This window comes from Salinirubrum litoreum (assembly GCF_020567425.1).
GTDB classification, from domain to species: Archaea; Halobacteriota; Halobacteria; order Halobacteriales; family Haloferacaceae; genus Salinirubrum; species Salinirubrum litoreum.
This window is the reverse complement of sequence record NZ_JAJCVJ010000001.1, coordinates 751,440-767,146: the sequence shown is the minus strand read 5'-3', so window position 1 is coordinate 767,146 and position 15,707 is coordinate 751,440. Positions and strand designations below refer to the sequence as shown.

18 protein-coding genes are annotated in these 15,707 nt (G+C 64.0%); 6 read left to right on the top strand and 12 right to left on the bottom strand.

Annotation, left to right across the window (positions count from 1 at the left end; genetic code table 11):
• Positions 1-12: 12 nt before the first annotated feature.
• From LI337_RS03665 to LI337_RS03650, 4 genes are all read right to left on the bottom strand, one after another.
• A complete protein-coding gene (locus LI337_RS03665) occupies positions 13-882 on the bottom strand; it encodes a fructosamine kinase family protein (RefSeq protein ID WP_227228362.1) in 870 nt (289 codons plus the stop codon).
• A 201-nt stretch (positions 883-1,083) separates the two neighbouring features.
• Entirely contained in the window at positions 1,084-1,578 is a 495-nt protein-coding gene (locus LI337_RS03660; RefSeq protein WP_227228361.1) for a hypothetical protein, read from the bottom strand.
• 414 nt (positions 1,579-1,992) lie between these two features.
• Positions 1,993-2,946 carry a hypothetical protein gene (locus LI337_RS03655; protein ID WP_227228360.1) on the bottom strand — a complete coding sequence of 318 codons (954 nt, stop codon included), beginning with the start codon at positions 2,944-2,946 and terminating at the stop codon, positions 1,993-1,995.
• Positions 2,947-2,948: 2 nt separating this feature from the next.
• Entirely contained in the window at positions 2,949-3,578 is a 630-nt protein-coding gene (locus tag LI337_RS03650; RefSeq protein ID WP_227228359.1) for a hypothetical protein, read from the bottom strand.
• Between the two features lie 130 nt (positions 3,579-3,708).
• Here LI337_RS03650 and LI337_RS03645 point away from each other — a divergent pair, with 130 nt between their 5' ends.
• Positions 3,709-3,894: a hypothetical protein gene (locus LI337_RS03645; RefSeq protein ID WP_227228358.1), complete on the top strand. Its 186-nt coding sequence runs from the start codon at positions 3,709-3,711 to the stop codon at positions 3,892-3,894.
• Positions 3,875-4,459, top strand: coding sequence for a hypothetical protein (locus tag LI337_RS03640; protein WP_227228357.1), 585 nt, complete (start codon positions 3,875-3,877; stop codon positions 4,457-4,459). The genes LI337_RS03645 and LI337_RS03640 overlap by 20 nt, the downstream gene beginning before the upstream one ends.
• A 142-nt stretch (positions 4,460-4,601) precedes the next feature.
• On the opposite strand, the gene LI337_RS03635 is transcribed toward LI337_RS03640, so the two are convergent.
• Positions 4,602-4,943, bottom strand: coding sequence for a hypothetical protein (locus tag LI337_RS03635; protein WP_227228356.1), 342 nt, complete (start codon positions 4,941-4,943; stop codon positions 4,602-4,604).
• Between the two features lie 239 nt (positions 4,944-5,182).
• Here LI337_RS03635 and LI337_RS03630 point away from each other — a divergent pair, with 239 nt between their 5' ends.
• Positions 5,183-6,130: a DUF4397 domain-containing protein gene (locus LI337_RS03630; RefSeq protein ID WP_227228355.1), complete on the top strand. Its 948-nt coding sequence runs from the start codon at positions 5,183-5,185 to the stop codon at positions 6,128-6,130.
• A 24-nt stretch (positions 6,131-6,154) separates the two neighbouring features.
• On the opposite strand, the gene LI337_RS03625 is transcribed toward LI337_RS03630, so the two are convergent.
• Positions 6,155-7,231: a deoxyhypusine synthase gene (locus tag LI337_RS03625; protein WP_264474917.1), complete on the bottom strand. Its 1,077-nt coding sequence runs from the start codon at positions 7,229-7,231 to the stop codon at positions 6,155-6,157.
• A gap of 177 nt (positions 7,232-7,408) precedes the next feature.
• On the opposite strand from LI337_RS03625, the gene LI337_RS03620 reads away from it, so the two are divergent.
• Complete coding sequence (locus LI337_RS03620) at positions 7,409-7,630, top strand: hypothetical protein (protein WP_227228353.1); 222 nt, start codon at positions 7,409-7,411, stop codon at positions 7,628-7,630.
• Between the two features lie 2 nt (positions 7,631-7,632).
• On the top strand, positions 7,633-7,986 hold the full coding sequence (locus LI337_RS03615) for a hypothetical protein (RefSeq protein WP_227228352.1): 354 nt from the start codon (positions 7,633-7,635) through the stop codon (positions 7,984-7,986).
• Between the two features lie 27 nt (positions 7,987-8,013).
• On the opposite strand, the gene LI337_RS03610 is transcribed toward LI337_RS03615, so the two are convergent.
• The 3 genes from LI337_RS03610 to LI337_RS03600 form a co-directional block, all read right to left on the bottom strand.
• On the bottom strand, positions 8,014-8,625 hold the full coding sequence (locus LI337_RS03610) for a DUF6517 family protein (protein WP_227228351.1): 612 nt from the start codon (positions 8,623-8,625) through the stop codon (positions 8,014-8,016).
• A gap of 98 nt (positions 8,626-8,723) precedes the next feature.
• Positions 8,724-9,041 (bottom strand): transcription factor S, encoded by a 318-nt coding sequence (locus LI337_RS03605; RefSeq protein ID WP_227228350.1) that lies wholly within the window; start codon positions 9,039-9,041, stop codon positions 8,724-8,726.
• A gap of 125 nt (positions 9,042-9,166) precedes the next feature.
• On the bottom strand, positions 9,167-9,424 hold the full coding sequence (locus LI337_RS03600; RefSeq protein WP_227228349.1) for a DUF5789 family protein: 258 nt from the start codon (positions 9,422-9,424) through the stop codon (positions 9,167-9,169).
• Positions 9,425-9,565: 141 nt separating this feature from the next.
• Between LI337_RS03600 and LI337_RS03595 the strand changes: the two genes are divergently transcribed.
• On the top strand, positions 9,566-10,903 hold the full coding sequence (locus LI337_RS03595) for an MFS transporter (RefSeq protein ID WP_227228348.1): 1,338 nt from the start codon (positions 9,566-9,568) through the stop codon (positions 10,901-10,903).
• 38 nt (positions 10,904-10,941) lie between these two features.
• Here LI337_RS03595 and LI337_RS03590 read toward each other — a convergent pair whose 3' ends face one another.
• The 3 genes from LI337_RS03590 to LI337_RS03580 all read right to left on the bottom strand — a co-directional run bounded on the left by LI337_RS03590 (position 10,942) and on the right by LI337_RS03580 (position 15,705).
• The gene (locus LI337_RS03590; protein ID WP_227228347.1) at positions 10,942-13,284 is read right to left on the bottom strand and encodes an ATP-dependent DNA helicase; all 2,343 of its coding nucleotides are present in this window, start codon (positions 13,282-13,284) and stop codon (positions 10,942-10,944) included.
• Positions 13,285-13,400: 116 nt separating this feature from the next.
• Complete coding sequence (locus LI337_RS03585; RefSeq protein ID WP_227228346.1) at positions 13,401-14,054, bottom strand: DUF6517 family protein; 654 nt, start codon at positions 14,052-14,054, stop codon at positions 13,401-13,403.
• Between the two features lie 550 nt (positions 14,055-14,604).
• Complete coding sequence (locus LI337_RS03580; RefSeq protein WP_380699645.1) at positions 14,605-15,705, bottom strand: ABC transporter permease; 1,101 nt, start codon at positions 15,703-15,705, stop codon at positions 14,605-14,607.
• Between the last annotated feature and the right edge of the window lie 2 nt (positions 15,706-15,707).

Below are 15,707 nucleotides of genomic sequence, written 5' to 3'. Positions count from 1 at the left end.
GTGCCCGCCAACTCAGTACCCGAGTGTTTCGAGCGTCGCGTCGAGTGGATCCAGATACTCCGAACCGAAGTGCCGGAGATGCGTCAGCAGAGGGTAGAGCCGGTAGACGTGTCTCCGCGACTCGTACCCGGAGTCGACACCCGCCACCGCGCGGTAGCGTTCGAAGAAGGTCTCGCCGGCCACGCCGGCCCACTCGGCGTAGGCCAGTTCCACTTCCCTATCGGCGTAGTAACACGCCGGATCGAGAAACGCCCGGACCGACTCGCCGTCGGTCAGCAGGTTCTCGGACCACACGTCGCCGTGGATCAGCGACGGCGTGGGGTCGTGATCCAGTAGCACGGGTAGGTCGTCGCCGAGTGCTCCGAGTCGCTCGGCGAGGTCGGGCGGCAAGACGCCCTCCTCGCGGGCGCAGGCCGCGGCGTGGCCGAGTCGCTCGTCGCCGAAGAACGTCGCCCAGTCGTCGGTCCACGGATTCGGTTGGCGATACCTGCCGGTCAGCGTGTCGAAGGGGAAGCCGAACTGGTCGGTCTCCGTGGCGTGGAGGTCTGCGAGTCGCGCTGCGAGGTCGCGTTCGACTGCTGGGGATATCGCGGAGTCGCCGGGGACGAACTCCAGGATCAGCAGGTCGGCGGTTGCGTGGTAGACGTCGGGGACTGTGAGACCGCCGACCGAGCGCAGGTGTGCGAGCATCTCGGCTTCGATCCGGAGGTCGGTGTCGGCGGTCTTGACGACGACGCGGCGGTCGTCGGCGAGGTCGACGCGGTGGACACTGCCGACCTGTCCGCCGTCGAGTTCGGTGGTGGTTTCGACGGGGCAGTCGGCCCAGTCGGTGACGCTCTCGGTGATCGCCTCGTCCATCGACGAGAGCGACTCGGCCAGCACGGATAGCCTCTCTGGAAGGAGTGGTTCAAGCGTCGGTCGGAACTGCTATCATTCACTAGGATACTGGGTTTACCATCGGTGCAGTTCAGAACGTCTCCGAGAGAGATTCGGCTTCGGCACTCAAGACTCACAATCTATCCAGAGTGAATGTGTTTACAACGCCCATTGACACCGATAAATCTGTAATCTGCTCTCTGTTTACTACTCTTCGAATGGATGCCAGTCACAGCAATATCCAGGGCCTTCACTGAGTCCAATTCCCTCAAATGTGACAAACACTCCGTGCTCATATCCTAGTTCTTCTTTGTAGGCAGTGAGTTTCTCCCGGTCATACTCGCCTGATCGTCCCGATTTCTTTGCTTCAATCACCAGCAGGTTCTCGTTTCGCTCTCCTCTTTTGTGTACGACTATATCTGGATAGACTGTCTTCGCGTCAAGGTCTTCTGGGTCTACGCTATCCGAGATTTTACTCCTGAGATGTTCCATTGAGATTGATTTGCTCACCTCATTCTTCCCCAGGCGATTATATTCTACATCAACGTCCCATTCCCGGCAGACCTCTTCTTCTTCAAGGTAAACTGCCAATCTATGGGTGATGCTTCTCTCGTTTACATCGTACTCCAGTAAGTCACTATCTTGTTCTAGGACTTTCTTGAGAGCATTCGACAATACCTGTCGGACTTGTTTTTCGTTCATGACTAGATCATAGATAACCCTAATTATTCAAGAGGTGGGTATTGATGAGTCACAGACGTTCTCCAGCGAACTCGTTGTCTGACTCAGAATGTCGACACCCCACAGTGCTGAATCCTGAGGCTTCGTTTCGTGCTTCCAGAGAGTTAGTGGCTCTTCCGATGCTTGCACGAGAATAATGTATAACGTTGATTTCCCCGAGGAATTGCTCAGCAGTGTTGTCTCTTGATTATACGTTATATCATGGAGTAGCTGACTTCAGTTGACAACCCCTGCCGACTGTTCGGCTCAGTCGGGAAAGATTACCGCTACGAGGAGGACCGACGAGGAAATTTTCGCTCGCTTATAATATTACACTGGAACTGAGTTTCCTAGTCCAGTAGTTGCTTGCGAAAATAACCTAGACAACGGATCTAATCAGCTGACCGGCGCTTCCTGAGACACTTGTTGATAGACATCTGGGCTGGACTGCACATACCCGTCCTGCATGCGAATGACACTGGTTTCGGCCAACTCATTCAGCTTATCACGAACCACGAAGGAGTCAATATCCTCGTCATACTGTCTGTTGTAGTTCTTCGTGACTGCGTCCACATCAAGATGCAGACCAGGATCCTGACGTTGGAGCGCGTCGTAGTAGTACGCGTTGCAGAACTTTGGGTAGTGCCGTAGCATCCGCAACTCCAGTCGGTCTTGAAGAACGTTGTACCCTTCCTTGACGATATTCCCAATAACCGTCTTGACGTAATCCTCGTTGTCAAGTTCAAGCAACTGGGTCTCTTGCATTTTCTCGCCTTCTACAACATCGCCGTCATCCAGTTCAAGGAACCCGAGATCGGACAGAACGTGGACGTACTCCTCGGTGTTGTCCGAGCCCTGTGCATCCTTGAGACGGGTGAGCGGGATTGACGATTCCTCATGTACCCAGCGCACAAGCTGGATAATAGCGTTCAGTTGGTTCTCAACCGGGGTCAGCTCGAAGACGTGTTCGTAGATTGCCTTTGCCATTGACCAATCCAGTCGATCGATGATCTGCCGACGGCGCTGCACGAACCCCTTGTGGACCTCGTCCCTGTCAGGCAGGTCAACGACATAGACTCCTTCTCCTGTGGCCTCCCCTCGAAGCGTGTAGATATCGCGGATGTTTATAAACTGGAGGACACGGTCCTGTTCCAGAGAGTCAGAGACGTCCTTTGGCACTGTATTGCCCAGCGAGATTACCAGATCCTCGTTCGAGGCTTCGTAGATATCGTTGACGTAGATGCCTCGGCCGTACCGGTGCTTCAGCTGGCTCTCCGCTCGGCCATACTTAATCTCCTCAGGATTACGGAACTTGAGCCTGCTGCCGGTACTCCAATCAGTGCTGGACATTGTTACTCATTATCCTTGAACCGGGGACTGGTTAAGACCTGCTGGTCTCGGCGTTGCAGCCACATCGTCCACCGTGATGATGCAGCGGTCCACCATTCGTAGAACTGGGTTTTGGACCGTTCAGTAGGTGGTGAATCGATTCGGGTAGAACGCTGGAAGATCTCCTCGAAGGGGTCATAGAACAGTACGGTTTCATCGTTGACGGTGAACGGGATGACAACGTGGTCCCATTGGTATCCGTCGATACCGCCCCGTGGGTCGTAGCCGTCGACGCTATCGAAGTATGCGGAGTCCAGCTCAACAATCGGGAGAGATCGGTCGTCGTCATCAATGATGGCTTGGAGATCTTCGAACGACGTGCCGATGCTGATGCGGGTCTCGATACCATATTCCTCGATCTCCGGGTCCAGTTTGGCAGGGACACCTTGAGCGCTTGATGCGCTGCCGGCGCGGTAATCACAGATATCGTTGAGATCGCTGAGGCTGAGCGGACCGTCTGAGCCGTGGCGTCCAGCGAATTCGTCGAGAACATTCTTTAGCGCCGTCGGCAGACACATGTCCTCGGTGATCTGCGGCCGGAATTCCTCGACTGTGGTCTGGAAGGTCTCTCGGTCGGCGTCGGTAATTGTCACGATCTGTTAATGGATGTATTTGTTGACGTAAGGAATAGCTTCCGGTCAAGTGACCTGTTGAACGCTCATACCTCTGCGCGCGTCAGGCCGCAGGTAAACAACTTTGTGCCTCTGACGCATCGGAGATTGTATGGACGAGGTGTTCTGGGACGGTATCGCCTACGTGCGGTATACGCTGTACGCGCTCGCAGGAATTCTTCTGCTGGTTAATCCGTCTCCTGACGCTCGGACCGTTGCTGTCGCGTTCCTTGTTGTCGGCGTGCTACTGGCAGCGTTCAGTATGGGGGCTAATCGATATGATGAGAAGATGGTTTGAGGAGAAGGCGTGGGTCCTCGATCTCATCGAAATCATCGGGATTCTGGCCATCTTGGCCTTAATATTGAACCAGACTGCGATTCTGTCTGCCCCGGCCCTGTTAGCGGGTGTTGGAGCGTTGTATATTGCCCTTCTGGGTGCGGGTCGCCGGTTGATGACACAGCGGCGCCGTGAAGAGGAGCGTGAGGAAGAACGCGAACGGGAGCGAAAAAAACGAGAGCGTGAGCGCGCGAGGGAGTGGCGCGAAAGAAGACGTGCAGCCGAGATGGGGCTTCCTCCCGAGGAATCGGATTCACAGACGGTCGTCTACAACATGTACGGGGAGAACGCGTACATCGATGCCAGGCCGGAGCGCCGTGAGCGATCGGACCGTGCCCTCGACCATACCCCGGTGGAGGAACGAGCTGCGCGGAATAGAAATCTGGACGATTTCGAGCCTGAACGGACTGAATCACGCAGGCCGGAGGAGGAGGAAGAACCGGATGACCGGGACACTATCCGATTCGTTCACGAAGAGGACCCGGAGAAAGAGCGGGAACGGGAGTTCGAACTGGAGCGTGAGTGACGTGGCTGCCGGTCAGGTCTCATATGCATCGTTTGACCGGATGAGCCCGATACGCCGTAGCAGACGGTACCCTGCCCCCGTCGGAGTTCTTCGAGCGACCTGAGCGATTCATCACGCATCCCTATCACGTACTCCGGATCGGCTACCTCGTATGGTGAGACACGTCACGCATCAGCTCAAGTCCAGTGTAGAACTGGAACACAACCTCGATCTCGTTCCGGTTCAGGGTCTTGATCTTGCCCAGGTTCGCCTCGTAGACCTTACTGGGCAGGAAGGACTCTGTATCGATATCTGAGTGTGGGAGTGTGCCCTCGTTATTGATGATCGCCTGGATCGATATACTGGCCAGGACGCTCTCAAGGATGAGTGCACGGCGCAGGTTGTTTCTCTGTATGCGGCGCTGGTCCCAGTTGTAGATGCCTGTGCCGGCGATGCCCGCGCCGATGAGAATGTTGAGTGTGGCTTGTGGAATTTCAGGAAGCATCCGTGCTATCCAAATGATTATGCAGTTCGCGGAAATAATCTAAGACAGAATATGAGGCCTCGGCACTCATAGGGCTCGTCGTCACCGGGTGCCACCCCGGTTCGGCCCGGTGCCGTCGTCATCGGCCACACGACAGTACCCCCGCCCTGCGCAAGTGAATTTCGCTCGGCTACGCCCGCGAAAACATCTCGGGAAACGGCCACAATCCATTTTCAGGACCGATCCTTGTGATACACCGTATGCCCCACACGAGACGGAACGTCCTCGCAGGCATCGGTTCGACAGTCGCGGTCGCGGGCGGCACCGGGATCGTCCTCGCCGACCCGCCGGGAGACCGCGGTCGCGGTCGTGACGATGACGACGAGGAGGATGGCGGCGACGAGGCGGCGGTTCGCGTGGCCCACGCCTCGCCTGACGCCCCCGCTGTCGACGTGTACGTGGACGGCAGTCGGGTGATCGAGAGCCTCGGCTTCCGGGACGTGACCGACTACCTCGAACTCTCGGACGGTGAGTACGGCGTGCAGGTGACGGCCGCCGGGGACCCCGATACGGTCGTCTTCGACCAGACCGTCGAACTCGCAGGTGAGGACTACACCGCAGTCGCACTCGGCGAAGTGGCGAGCGACGACACCGAGTTCGGCGTCGAGGTGTTCGAGGACGAGAACGGGCGCGTCTTCGACGGGAACGCCCGCGTCCGGGTCGTCCACGCCTCTCCCGACGCCCCCGCCGTCGACGTGACGGTGAACGACGGTTCGGCGATGCTGTTCGACGGCGTCGAGTTCGGCGAATCCGGCGGCTACGTCGAGGTCCCAGCTGGCGAGTACGCAGTCGAGGTTCGGCCCGACACCGAGGACGACGACGGCTCGGTCGTCTTCGAGACGATACTCCCGCTGACCGCCGGCAGCATCTACACCGTCTTCGCCGTCGGCTACCTCTCCCCGGACGACGAGTCGTCCGACGAGGAGTTCGGACTCGTCCCGACCATCGACAAGACTGCGCCGCCCCGTGGCGACGAAGATGAAGATGAGGAAGAGGACGACGAGGAAGACGACGAAGACGAGAGAGAGGAGGAAGACGACGAGGACGACGAGGAAGAATCGGAGCGAGACGACGATGACGAGGAAGAACAAGACGAAGACGACGAGGAAGAAGAGGAAGAAGACGAAGAGGAGGAAGACGACGACTGACTGACTGCCGACTCGAAACCCAGACTACTCTTCCAGTTTCTCTCTCACTGCGGCGACCAACAGCGGGAGATACACCGTCGCGTCACCCAGCACGGTCACGTTCCGGGCGTCCTTCTCCAACTTCCCCCACGAGCGCGCCTCGTCCAGCGTCGCGCCGGACAACCCGCCGGTCGCCTCCGAGTCCATCGTGATCTGGACGCCGTAGTCGTACGCCCCCGGCGTCACGAGCATCGTCTGGAGGGTGAAGTTCTTCGGCACGCCGCCACCGACCAGCAGACAGCCAGCCGTGTCGGCCTCGTAGGCCAGATCGGTCAGGGGCGTCATGTCCGCCAGCGCGTCCAGCGAGAAGTCGGCCGTCTGTGAGTACATCCACGCCTGCAGACCGAGCACCGAGTCCTGCACCGCCGGACAGTAGATGGGCACGTCGGCCTCGTAGGCGGCGGCCGCGACGCCCGCGTCCTCCGCGATTCCCTCCCGCTCGTTCACCTCGGTGTTCGCCCGCCCGAGTTCCTCGGTCAGGCGTTGGATGCTGACGGTCCCCTCGGCGTCGAGTGGCGGGAAGACCTCCTCGCGCAGGTGGGACTCGAACAGCGCGAAGTGTTCCTGCGGGAGGTAGACGTTGTAGATGCGGTCCACCTCCTCGTCGCGCAGTTGCTCGTCGTGTTCTCTGCGGCTCTTGCCGTCCTGCCCCTCGTGGCCGTGGTGGTGTTTCCCGCCGATTGCCTCGATGGCGTCGTGGGTGAGGTTCGCGCCGGTCGTCACCAACGCGTCGACGTAGCCGTCCCGGATCAGATCGGCGACGACCGCCCGCATCCCGGTCGGGACCATCGCACCGGCCAGCGAACAGAAGACGGTGCAGTCCTCGTCCGCGAGCATCTCGTGGGTCACGTCGACCGCTTCGTGGACCGAAGCCGCGCCGATGCCGGCGTTGCCGAGTTGGTCGGTCAGTTCCCCGACCGACATCCCGCCACGGATCTGTGCGTGGCCGAGCGGGTCGTGGTCGAACGCCTCGCGGTGCGGTTCGTGGTAGCCGCCCTCGTCGTGGCCGTCTCCTCCGCCAGTGTCGTGGTCCTCCCCGCCGTCTGCGTCCTCGTCGGTCATGTCCGGTCGTGCGTGCGGTGGGGGTTTCAACTGCGCGATCCGATCCGACCGGCGGTCGTGGATCGACGCCGACTCGGTCGGCACGCACGGACGACCACCGCCGGGACTAGCGGGACTACTGCGACGACCGCGAGAACCGGGCGAAACGATAAGTTGCGACAGTCCCTACCACGGTTCGTGAGCACCGACGAACCCACACCCGAGATCGACGAGACCAGCACGTGGCCCGAACTCGCGATCGGGCTGTACGAACGACTGACGGGGAGAGGCGCGGAGATCACCTACGAGTTCGACGACATGGAGGTCGAGGTGCCGAGCAAGGTCGGCGACGACGCGGACCACGCCCACTGGAAACTCAACGGGACGATGCGGATCAGCACGCGCGAACGCGACGAGTGACCGTGTCCACCCAGCGCCCGCTCAGCGTCACCGCCGAACTGCAACTGGAGGTCGAGGGCCACCCGGTCACCGTCGTCGGCTACGGCGACCTCGTGGTCGTCGAGGCGTCCTCGTTACGCGGCGCGCGCGCCTTGCTCGGCGGCGCGACGACGCTCCCGGTCGCCGAGGTCGGTCCCAGTCTCCGCCACGCCGACGTGACGGTCGACGTGCGCGTCCGGGGTGCCAGCGTGGCACGCCTCGGCCCGGAGGTCGACGCCGGACTCGTCTCCCGGGCGGTCGGCGTCCCGGACGCCACCGTGTCGCTCGGTGGGGTCGCCCTCGCCGGCCTGCGCTGGCTCTCGCGGCGACGAGGGTGAGCACCTCCCCGCCGACCGTCGACCGATTCAGCGTGTCGCTCGAATCAACGAGAACAGTTCGTCCCGGAACGTATCGGGCGTGAGTTCTCCTGCGAGTGCTGCTGTCGAGTCGGCAGCACCCCTGTCGTCACCGGCTTCGAGTCCCGACGCCGCGACTGCGGTCGGGTACGCGCCACCGGCGAGGAGAAACTCCGCGTCGTCGGGCCAGACCGCCAGCCACCCCACGACCGACAGTCGCAGGTCGCCGAGTCGACAGGTGGCGTCGTAGGCCGTCACCTCGGCGTCGGTCCCGTCGATCCGAATCGTCCGTCGCCCGCGTTCCGTGGGCGACTCGAAACCTCGGTCGCGGAGTCGATCACGGAACCCTCGCCGTGCCCGGTCGGTGACGAGTCGGCGGAGCGCCCCCGAGGGCGGTGTCGCCGGGGAGATGGCGAGTCGGCTGGCGAAGAAGAAGCGCCACCGGTCGTCGATGTCGGTCGCCGCGCGCAGTGTTCGACGGAGTCGTTCGTCCTCGTAGACGACCGTCGTCGCCGTCACCGAGACCGGCCCGATCGAGAAGGGCGTGTCCGTCGTCTGTTCTACCTGTCGCCACCCGGTGAGTCGGTCGTCGGGGAGTGTCGGTGGCGCGGGCGTTGGCATGGGATCGTGATCCGGAGTCGGCGACCGGTGATCTGGAGTCGATGGCCGGCAGTTGGTAGCCGTCGATCAGCAGTGGAGGGTCGGTGTCCAGCGGTCGGTCAGTGGTCGTCTTCGCGCCACTTGTGTTCACACTCGGTACAGACGAAGAAGCGCGTCTCGGACTCGTCGGCCGACCGGATCTGTTGCATGTACCAGTACGCCGTGTCGTTCTCGCAGTTCGGACAGTTGGCGTCGGTCGTCGGCAGGCCCTCGGTCCCGCCCTGCGACTCGATGACTTCGCTCGCTTCCTGTGACTGGGTCGTCACCATCGCCGCCTCTTTGGCAGAGTCCCGCAGTTTCTCGAAGTCGCACTTGGTGCAGACCCACTTGTCGCCCTGCGTCTGCATCATCGAACCGCACTCGTCGCAGAATTCCATGTCTGGAGGTTCAGAGCCTTCGTGTACTTAATTGCCGGGTTTTCGGGGTCGGCGTGCCATCGTATCGCGTGCCCCCTCGTGGGGTCGCCGTCCGCACGTCGGAGAATCGTCCGGCACCGCCCGACTCAGGCGTCGCCTTCGGACTGTCCGGGTTCGCCGACGGCCTCGACGGGCAGGACGTTCTGGAGTTCGGCGAACAGATCTTCCGGGTCGGAGAAGGAGTCACTCCCGACCTCGGAGACGAGTTTCCCGAGGTTCGCCTCGCCGTCGGCGAACAGGACCGTCGTGTCCGCGAACTCGGCGGCGGCGTCGGCACGTGTCACCGGATATCGGAGTTCCGCGAACAGTGTCTCGACCCGGCTGAGTTTGACTTCCTCTGGCATACCCCGGTCTTCGCCGTCCCGTCACTTAGCTCCGGGGGCAGTGTCGACCGTGCGAGACGGCAGCAGAGTCCGGGCCGGAGAACCGGCGCAGGGCCCGCCGAACACAACTGGCTTCACGACGCGGCGGAAACAGTAGTTCGAATGGGACTTCTCCGCCGTATCTTCGCCCCGCTCGTCGGCGACACCGACGAACGGGTCATCGTGCTGGCGCTGGCCCGGATGGTCGGCGCGCTCGGCAACTCGTTTCTGGTCGTCGTCCTCCCGCTGTACATCGCCAGCGGCCAGATCGACCTCTCCGGCCTGCTGGACGCCGACCTCGGCGTCGGTCCCGCGTCGGTCACGCTCACCGAACCACTGCTGATCGGCATCGTCCTCTCGCTGTTCGGCTTCCTCAACAGCTTCGCCCAACCGTTCACCGGTCGACTGTCGGACCGCACCGCGAAGCGGAAACTCTACATCCTCCTCGGCATCGCACTGCTCGGCACCGCCAGCGGACTGTACGCCTTCGTCGAGGACTACTGGGCGGTGATGGCGCTCCGGGCACTCCAGGGCATCGGCGTCGGCTTCGCGGTCCCGGCGACGGTCGCGCTGGTCAACGAGTACTCGCAAGGTGCGACGCGTGGGGGGAGTTTCGGCGTCTTCAACACGTTCCGACTGATCGGGTTCGGCTTCGGCCCGCTGGCCGCCGGTATCGTCGTCGAACTCGGTCCCTACACGCTCCCGGTCGGCGGTGGCATCGGTCTCTCCGGGTTCGACGCGGCGTTTCTGATCGCCTTCCTCGGTGCGTTCGGGAGTTTCACGCTCGTCTCAATTCTCGTCTCGGACGTGGAGGGGACCGAGGCGAGCGCCGGCGACGACCTCTCGGTGTCCATCCGAGGCGAGGGCGACCGGTGGCTCGACCCGGTGTTCACGCTCGGCGTGGCGACCGTGTTCATCGGCATCACCATCGCGCTGTTCGCCACGCTCCAGAACCAGGTGAACGCCCGACTCGGACAGGATGCGGTGTTCTTCTCGCTTCAGTTCGGTGCAGTCGTCATCGCCAACGTGCTCTTTCAGATTCCGGTCGGGCGTCTGTCGGACACCTACGGTCGGAAGCCGTTTCTCGTCGGTGGGTTCCTGATCCTGATCCCCTCCATCTTCGTGCAGGGGATCATCTTCTCGCCGTGGCTGATGCTGGTCGCGCGACTCTTTCAGGGGGTCGCGGTGGCGATGGTGTTCGCGCCGTCGCTGGCGCTGGCCGGCGACCTGGCGAAACAGGGCCAGTCCGGCACGACCCTCTCCGTGTTGACGATGGGCTTCGGACTCGGCATCGCCATCGGCCCCCTCGCCTCGGGCTACCTCGTCGGCATCGGCTTCTCGGTGCCGTTCACGGTCGGCGCGGTGCTGGCGGTGTTGGGCCTGCTCCTCGTCGTCACGCAGGTCGAGGAGACGGTCGGGATGGCTATGGACGACCGACCGGACGGCGCACCACAGGACTGAGTCGACACGGTCCGACTCGGCACCGCTCGGCTCTCGATTCAGTCCCAGTCGTCGCCCCAGAACCGCTGGAGGCCGAACTCCACCATATCCGGGCTGACCGGCTGGAACTCCTCGCGCTCGATCTCCGGGAGATACTCCCGGACGCTGTTCCACGAGGTGCGGGCGTAGCGACCGTCCACCAGCACGCGGACGCCGACCTCCTCGGTGCCTCTGATCACGCGCCCGACTGCCTGTCGAGCTTTTCTCACCGCCGGCACCGTCAGTGCCGTCTCGAAGCCGTCGCCGAACTCGCGGTCGTAGGCCGTCCTGACGGCCTTGGTCAGCGGACTCGCGGTGTTGATGATCGGGACGCCACAGACCACGGCGGCCGAGAGACGGTCACCCCGGTAGTCCACGCCCTCGGTCAGCGTCCCGCGGAGACTCGTCACGAGCACCTTCCCCTCGTCGGCGAAGAACTCCGACTTCAGCTTCTCCGTGGTGCCGTCGTCGCTCGCCTCGTCCAGCAGGACCGGCTTGTCGAGCGTCCGGCGCAACTCCTCGGCGATCCACTCCGCCTCGGCGTAGCTCGGCATCCCGACGAGGACGTTGCCCGGCGAGCGACAGACCGCCCGCACCGTGTCGGCGTGGACGCGGCGCGTCTCGGTCGCCTCGCCCGGTGCGCCCCGGTTGCTGTAGGTGAACTTCGGCGCGTCCACCGCGAAGCTCTCGCGGTTCTCCGCCGGGAAGCCGAGGCCGTAGGTTCGTTCCGTGACCGGCCGGCCGTCCTCGGCGAGGTCGTCGAGGCCGGTCACGCGCCGGAACACGTCCAGCGGTTCGAGCGTCGCGCTCATCAGCACGCCGCCGCCGAACTCCGCGAGTCGGTCGGCGATGGCGTCACCCGGCACGCAGTTGTGCAACGCGAGTCGCGCGTTGTACGCGCGCCGCCACGAGTCGGGCGGTTCCGTCTCGTCCCAGGTGCGGTCGAGTTCCAGTTGCCGGAAGTACGTCTCGTGGCTCTGGCGGTACCACTCGCCGAGGACGCGCCCGACGCCGGGTGCGGCGCGCTGTTTGTCCTCGTCTTCGGCCTCGTTCAAAATGCGGCCGACGACGACGCCGACTATCTCGGCGCGGGTCCACGTCCCGGCGTCGTAGCCCGCCTCGTCTGCCCACTCGGTGATCTCGTCGTCGCCGGGCGTCTCGGGGTCCCGAAGGGGGACCTCGGCGTCGTCGAGCGACTGGAGGTCGGCACGCCAGTCGGGGCGCGTGCGGTCCAGGTGCGCTTTCACCCGTCGGTCCAACTCGTCGCGCAGGTCCCGGACGAACTCGCGGGTCTCCTTCAGTTCCGCGAGCGTCACGTCGGCCTCGTCGAGTTCGCCCTTCACCAGTTCCGCGTCGGCGGTCTGGGCGGTCGGGGACGTGTCCTTCCCGCTGGCCTCGAACTCGACCGGCTGGATGACGCGGGTCAACTCCGACTCGGCGTCCCGCAGGGAGGCGTCCGCGAGACCGTCGGAGACGAGTTCGCGGACGCGCGGTTCGAGCATGTGCGCCTCGTCACAGACGAGAAAGGAGTCGTCGTCCACGAGCGATCCGGTGAACGAGCCGACCGTCGTCGGGTCGAAGGCGTGGTAGTAGTTCGCCACGACGACCTCTACCTCGCCGAGCAGGACGCCCATCATCGAGTGTGGGCAGGTGCCGTGGCCCGCCGAGAGGCGGACGAGTTCCTCGGTGTCGATCAGCCCGAGGTCGTCGAACGCGAACGGGACCGACTCCGCGGCGTCGCCGTCGTCCGGCAGGTCGTCGAGGTACTGGGCGTAGAAGGGGCAGTACTCCACGCCGTCGAACTCCGGCATCGCGCGGGGGTACGGCGTCGGTTCGCCGTCGACGCTCATGTAGTCCGCGCCGCCGTCCGATCCGGAGTCGGCGAGTCCGGTCTGGACGGCTTTCGCCTCGCTCACGAGGTTCGCGGTGGAGGTGTCGTTCCCCTCGCCGGTGACGTTCCGGGTGCGCTCGCGGAGGCTCTCACACCGGTCGTAGACGTTCTCGCCGTCGATGCCGCCGGCGTTCTCGATGTTGTACGGGCAGACGTCGGCCTTCCCGACGAGCGTCAGCGCCGAGACGGGCGACCAGTCGTCCGGCAGGTTCCGGTTGATCGTGCGGAGGTCCTCCTCGAACTGCCGAAGCTGTTGTTTGACGCTGGTGAGGACGACCACGCGCTCGTAGTCGGAGTCGGGGTCGCGCACGCGGTCGATCCCGGCGGTCAGCGCCAGCATGGTCTTGCCAGTCCCGCAGGCACCTTCGACGACGAGAAAGCCGTCATCCTCGCTCGTCTCGATCGCCGTCTCGATGCCGTCCGCCTGCTCGGGGTACGGTTCGGGGTGTCCGAAGACCTCCTGCCAACTCACTGTGGGTGCCTCCCCGTCGCCGGGGCTTGTAGGTGTCGAAGGGTGGTCGCTCGATGTGGGAAAAAGCTACGTGACGGGGCTGGCGTCTCCACGCCTGCGCTCCTCCACACGGGTCGTCACCGACCCACGGCCCGGATCAACTCCACCCCCTCGTCGCGCGCCTCGGTCGGATCGACGCCGTGTTCGACCGCGGTTTCGCCGGCGAACCGCGACCGCTCCACGGCCGAGGCGACCGACTCGCGGGGGTGCGCGACACCGGCCATGACGAACGTATCGCGCCACGGGCGGATGGCCGCCAACACCTGCGCCCGGAGGTCGATCGCGCTCTCGGAGTCGACATCCGCGAGGACGTTCCGGGCGGACAGCGGGTAGTCGGCCCGGATGTCGAACAGCCGGCCTTCGACCCTGCCCCACCGAAAGCGGCGCGTCTCGGCGACGGAGACGTCCCGGAGGCCCGATCGCCGGAGGTCGTTCACGAACTCCGACCGGGCACGCCTGGCGGCGAGTCCGACGACAGATTCGGGCGAGACCGGCGCGCGGGAGAAGGGTGGCTCGAACCCGAGTCGCGTGCCGAAGACGGCCCGGATGGTGCGCTCCACGTCGTGACCCGGCAGGCGATCTCGGAGGGCCGCGTCCTCGAAGATCTGCGTGCGGGTCCGCACCGTGACGAACCGTGACTCGAAGCCGACCTCGGTCTCGTCGCCGGTCTGCACGTAGCCCGCGTCGGCGATGCGCTCCTCGGGCATCGGTGGCGGCGGCACGTCGCTCATACTCGTCTCTCCGGGCGACAACGGGAAAAGTCGGGTGATGTGGCGTCCCGCGTCGCTGTGGTGGGACCCCGGCAGTCGCAGTACTCCCCCACTCCTCCCCGACTGCTGGCGACGCGGACCCGCGAGTCGGTTCTCGCTGTCGCTCGAACACGCCTCGGTTCCGGTCGCTCAAGCAGATCGCGGCCAGTCGGGGGTCCAGAGCAGGCCGTAGCGGGTGGGGAGGGCCGAGGTGCGGTCGCTGCCGCGGGGCGGTGGCGGGTCCTCGCGCTCGCACGAGTAGTGGTCGCTGTCGCGGTGGGTCGCGGCCTGCGGTGCCGATGCTGTCGCTGTGTGGGTCGGTGGGCTCCGATAGTCGCGGTCGCGGTCGCCGTGCCGACGTTCTCACGGTCGGCGGTGCGGTAGTCGTCTGGAGTCGTCGCAGAAGGACACGGGATCGAGTCACGGTGTGCTCGGCCGATCGCGGTGGTCCCGTCCCCAACGACCTCGACCAGAACCACGGCCTCCAACCACCGAGAACCACGAACCCCACCATCTCACCCCGACCCCGACCTCAGTCCTCGCCGGACTCGTAGTGATCCCCGGCCGCAGAGGGAATCCGGGTCCGCCCGACCAGCGCGAGGATGATGATCACCGTCACGTACGGAATCGTCTGGATCAGCGAGTCCGGAATCGCGTACCCCTGCACCTGCTGGAGGCGGATCTGCACCGCCTCGAGGCCGGCGAAGAGGAACGACGCGCCGAACGCGCCGATGGGGTTGTAGTTGCCGAACAGGTACGCCACGATGGCGATGAACCCCTTCCCGTTGACCATCGTCTGGCCGTTGCCGACGAACTGGCCCGCTCCCAACGAGAGCGCCGACCCGCCGATGCCCGAGAGGAACCCCGAGAGCACCACGGCGGCGTAGCGCACCCGACTGACGTTCACGCCGACGGTGTCCAGCGCACGCGGGTTCTCACCCGAGGCGCGCACCCACCACCCGAACGAGGTGTGGTTCAACACGAACCACGCCGCCGGGACCGCGAGGAGCATGAGATACACCGGGATGGTCGCGTTGAAGAACGCCCCCAGCACCGGAATCTCCGAGAGCACCGGGATGGCGAAGGTGTCCGGCGTCCGGGGCAGACTGTCGGAGTTCACCCCGCCGTAGTACACTGTCGCCGCGAAGGGCGCGAGGCCCAGTGCGATCAGCCACACCGCCAGTCCCGCGATGATCTGGTCCGCCCGGAACTTGATACAGACGATGGCGAACAGCAGCGACAGCAAGGTACTGGCGACCACGCCCGCGAGGAAGCCGACCCAGATGTGCGGGAGGCCGGCGGTCGCGCCCGCCGGTCCCATGATACTCGTCACCGCGACTGCCGTGAACGCGGAGATGATCAGCAGCCCCTCCAGTCCGATGTTGATCACGCCGGCCTTCTCAGCGAAGATGCCACCCAGCGCCGCGAAGCTGATCGGGACCGCCAGCCGCAACGCAGACGCGAGCGTGTCCTCTCGCGTGACGATGCCGAGCAGGTCGCCCGCGATGGTCTGCGGGAACGCCAGTCCCGCGATCACGACCACGAGGAACGCGCCGACCGCGCCGAGCGCCAACCCGACACGGTAGGTGACCTCGAAGCCGTCGTCGTCGACCAGCGGTCCCTCGTCGGCCATCT

Excerpts from the sequence above, each read along its gene's own strand:
- LI337_RS03660 (WP_227228361.1), bottom strand. The coding sequence starts at position 1,578 with ATGAACGAAAAACAAGTCCGACAGGTATTGTCGAATGCTCTCAAGAAA.
- LI337_RS03655 (WP_227228360.1), bottom strand. The coding sequence starts at position 2,946 with ATGTCCAGCACTGATTGGAGTACCGGCAGCAGGCTCAAGTTCCGTAAT.
- LI337_RS03645 (WP_227228358.1), top strand. The coding sequence starts at position 3,709 with ATGGACGAGGTGTTCTGGGACGGTATCGCCTACGTGCGGTATACGCTG.
- LI337_RS03640 (WP_227228357.1), top strand. The coding sequence starts at position 3,875 with ATGATGAGAAGATGGTTTGAGGAGAAGGCGTGGGTCCTCGATCTCATC.
- LI337_RS03635 (WP_227228356.1), bottom strand. The coding sequence starts at position 4,943 with ATGCTTCCTGAAATTCCACAAGCCACACTCAACATTCTCATCGGCGCG.
- LI337_RS03630 (WP_227228355.1), top strand. The coding sequence starts at position 5,183 with ATGCCCCACACGAGACGGAACGTCCTCGCAGGCATCGGTTCGACAGTC.
- LI337_RS03625 (WP_264474917.1), bottom strand. The coding sequence starts at position 7,231 with ATGACCGACGAGGACGCAGACGGCGGGGAGGACCACGACACTGGCGGA.
- LI337_RS03610 (WP_227228351.1), bottom strand. The coding sequence starts at position 8,625 with ATGCCAACGCCCGCGCCACCGACACTCCCCGACGACCGACTCACCGGG.
- LI337_RS03605 (WP_227228350.1), bottom strand. The coding sequence starts at position 9,041 with ATGGAATTCTGCGACGAGTGCGGTTCGATGATGCAGACGCAGGGCGAC.
- LI337_RS03600 (WP_227228349.1), bottom strand. The coding sequence starts at position 9,424 with ATGCCAGAGGAAGTCAAACTCAGCCGGGTCGAGACACTGTTCGCGGAA.
- LI337_RS03595 (WP_227228348.1), top strand. The coding sequence starts at position 9,566 with ATGGGACTTCTCCGCCGTATCTTCGCCCCGCTCGTCGGCGACACCGAC.
- LI337_RS03585 (WP_227228346.1), bottom strand. The coding sequence starts at position 14,054 with ATGAGCGACGTGCCGCCGCCACCGATGCCCGAGGAGCGCATCGCCGAC.
- LI337_RS03580 (WP_380699645.1), bottom strand. The coding sequence starts at position 15,705 with ATGGCCGACGAGGGACCGCTGGTCGACGACGACGGCTTCGAGGTCACC.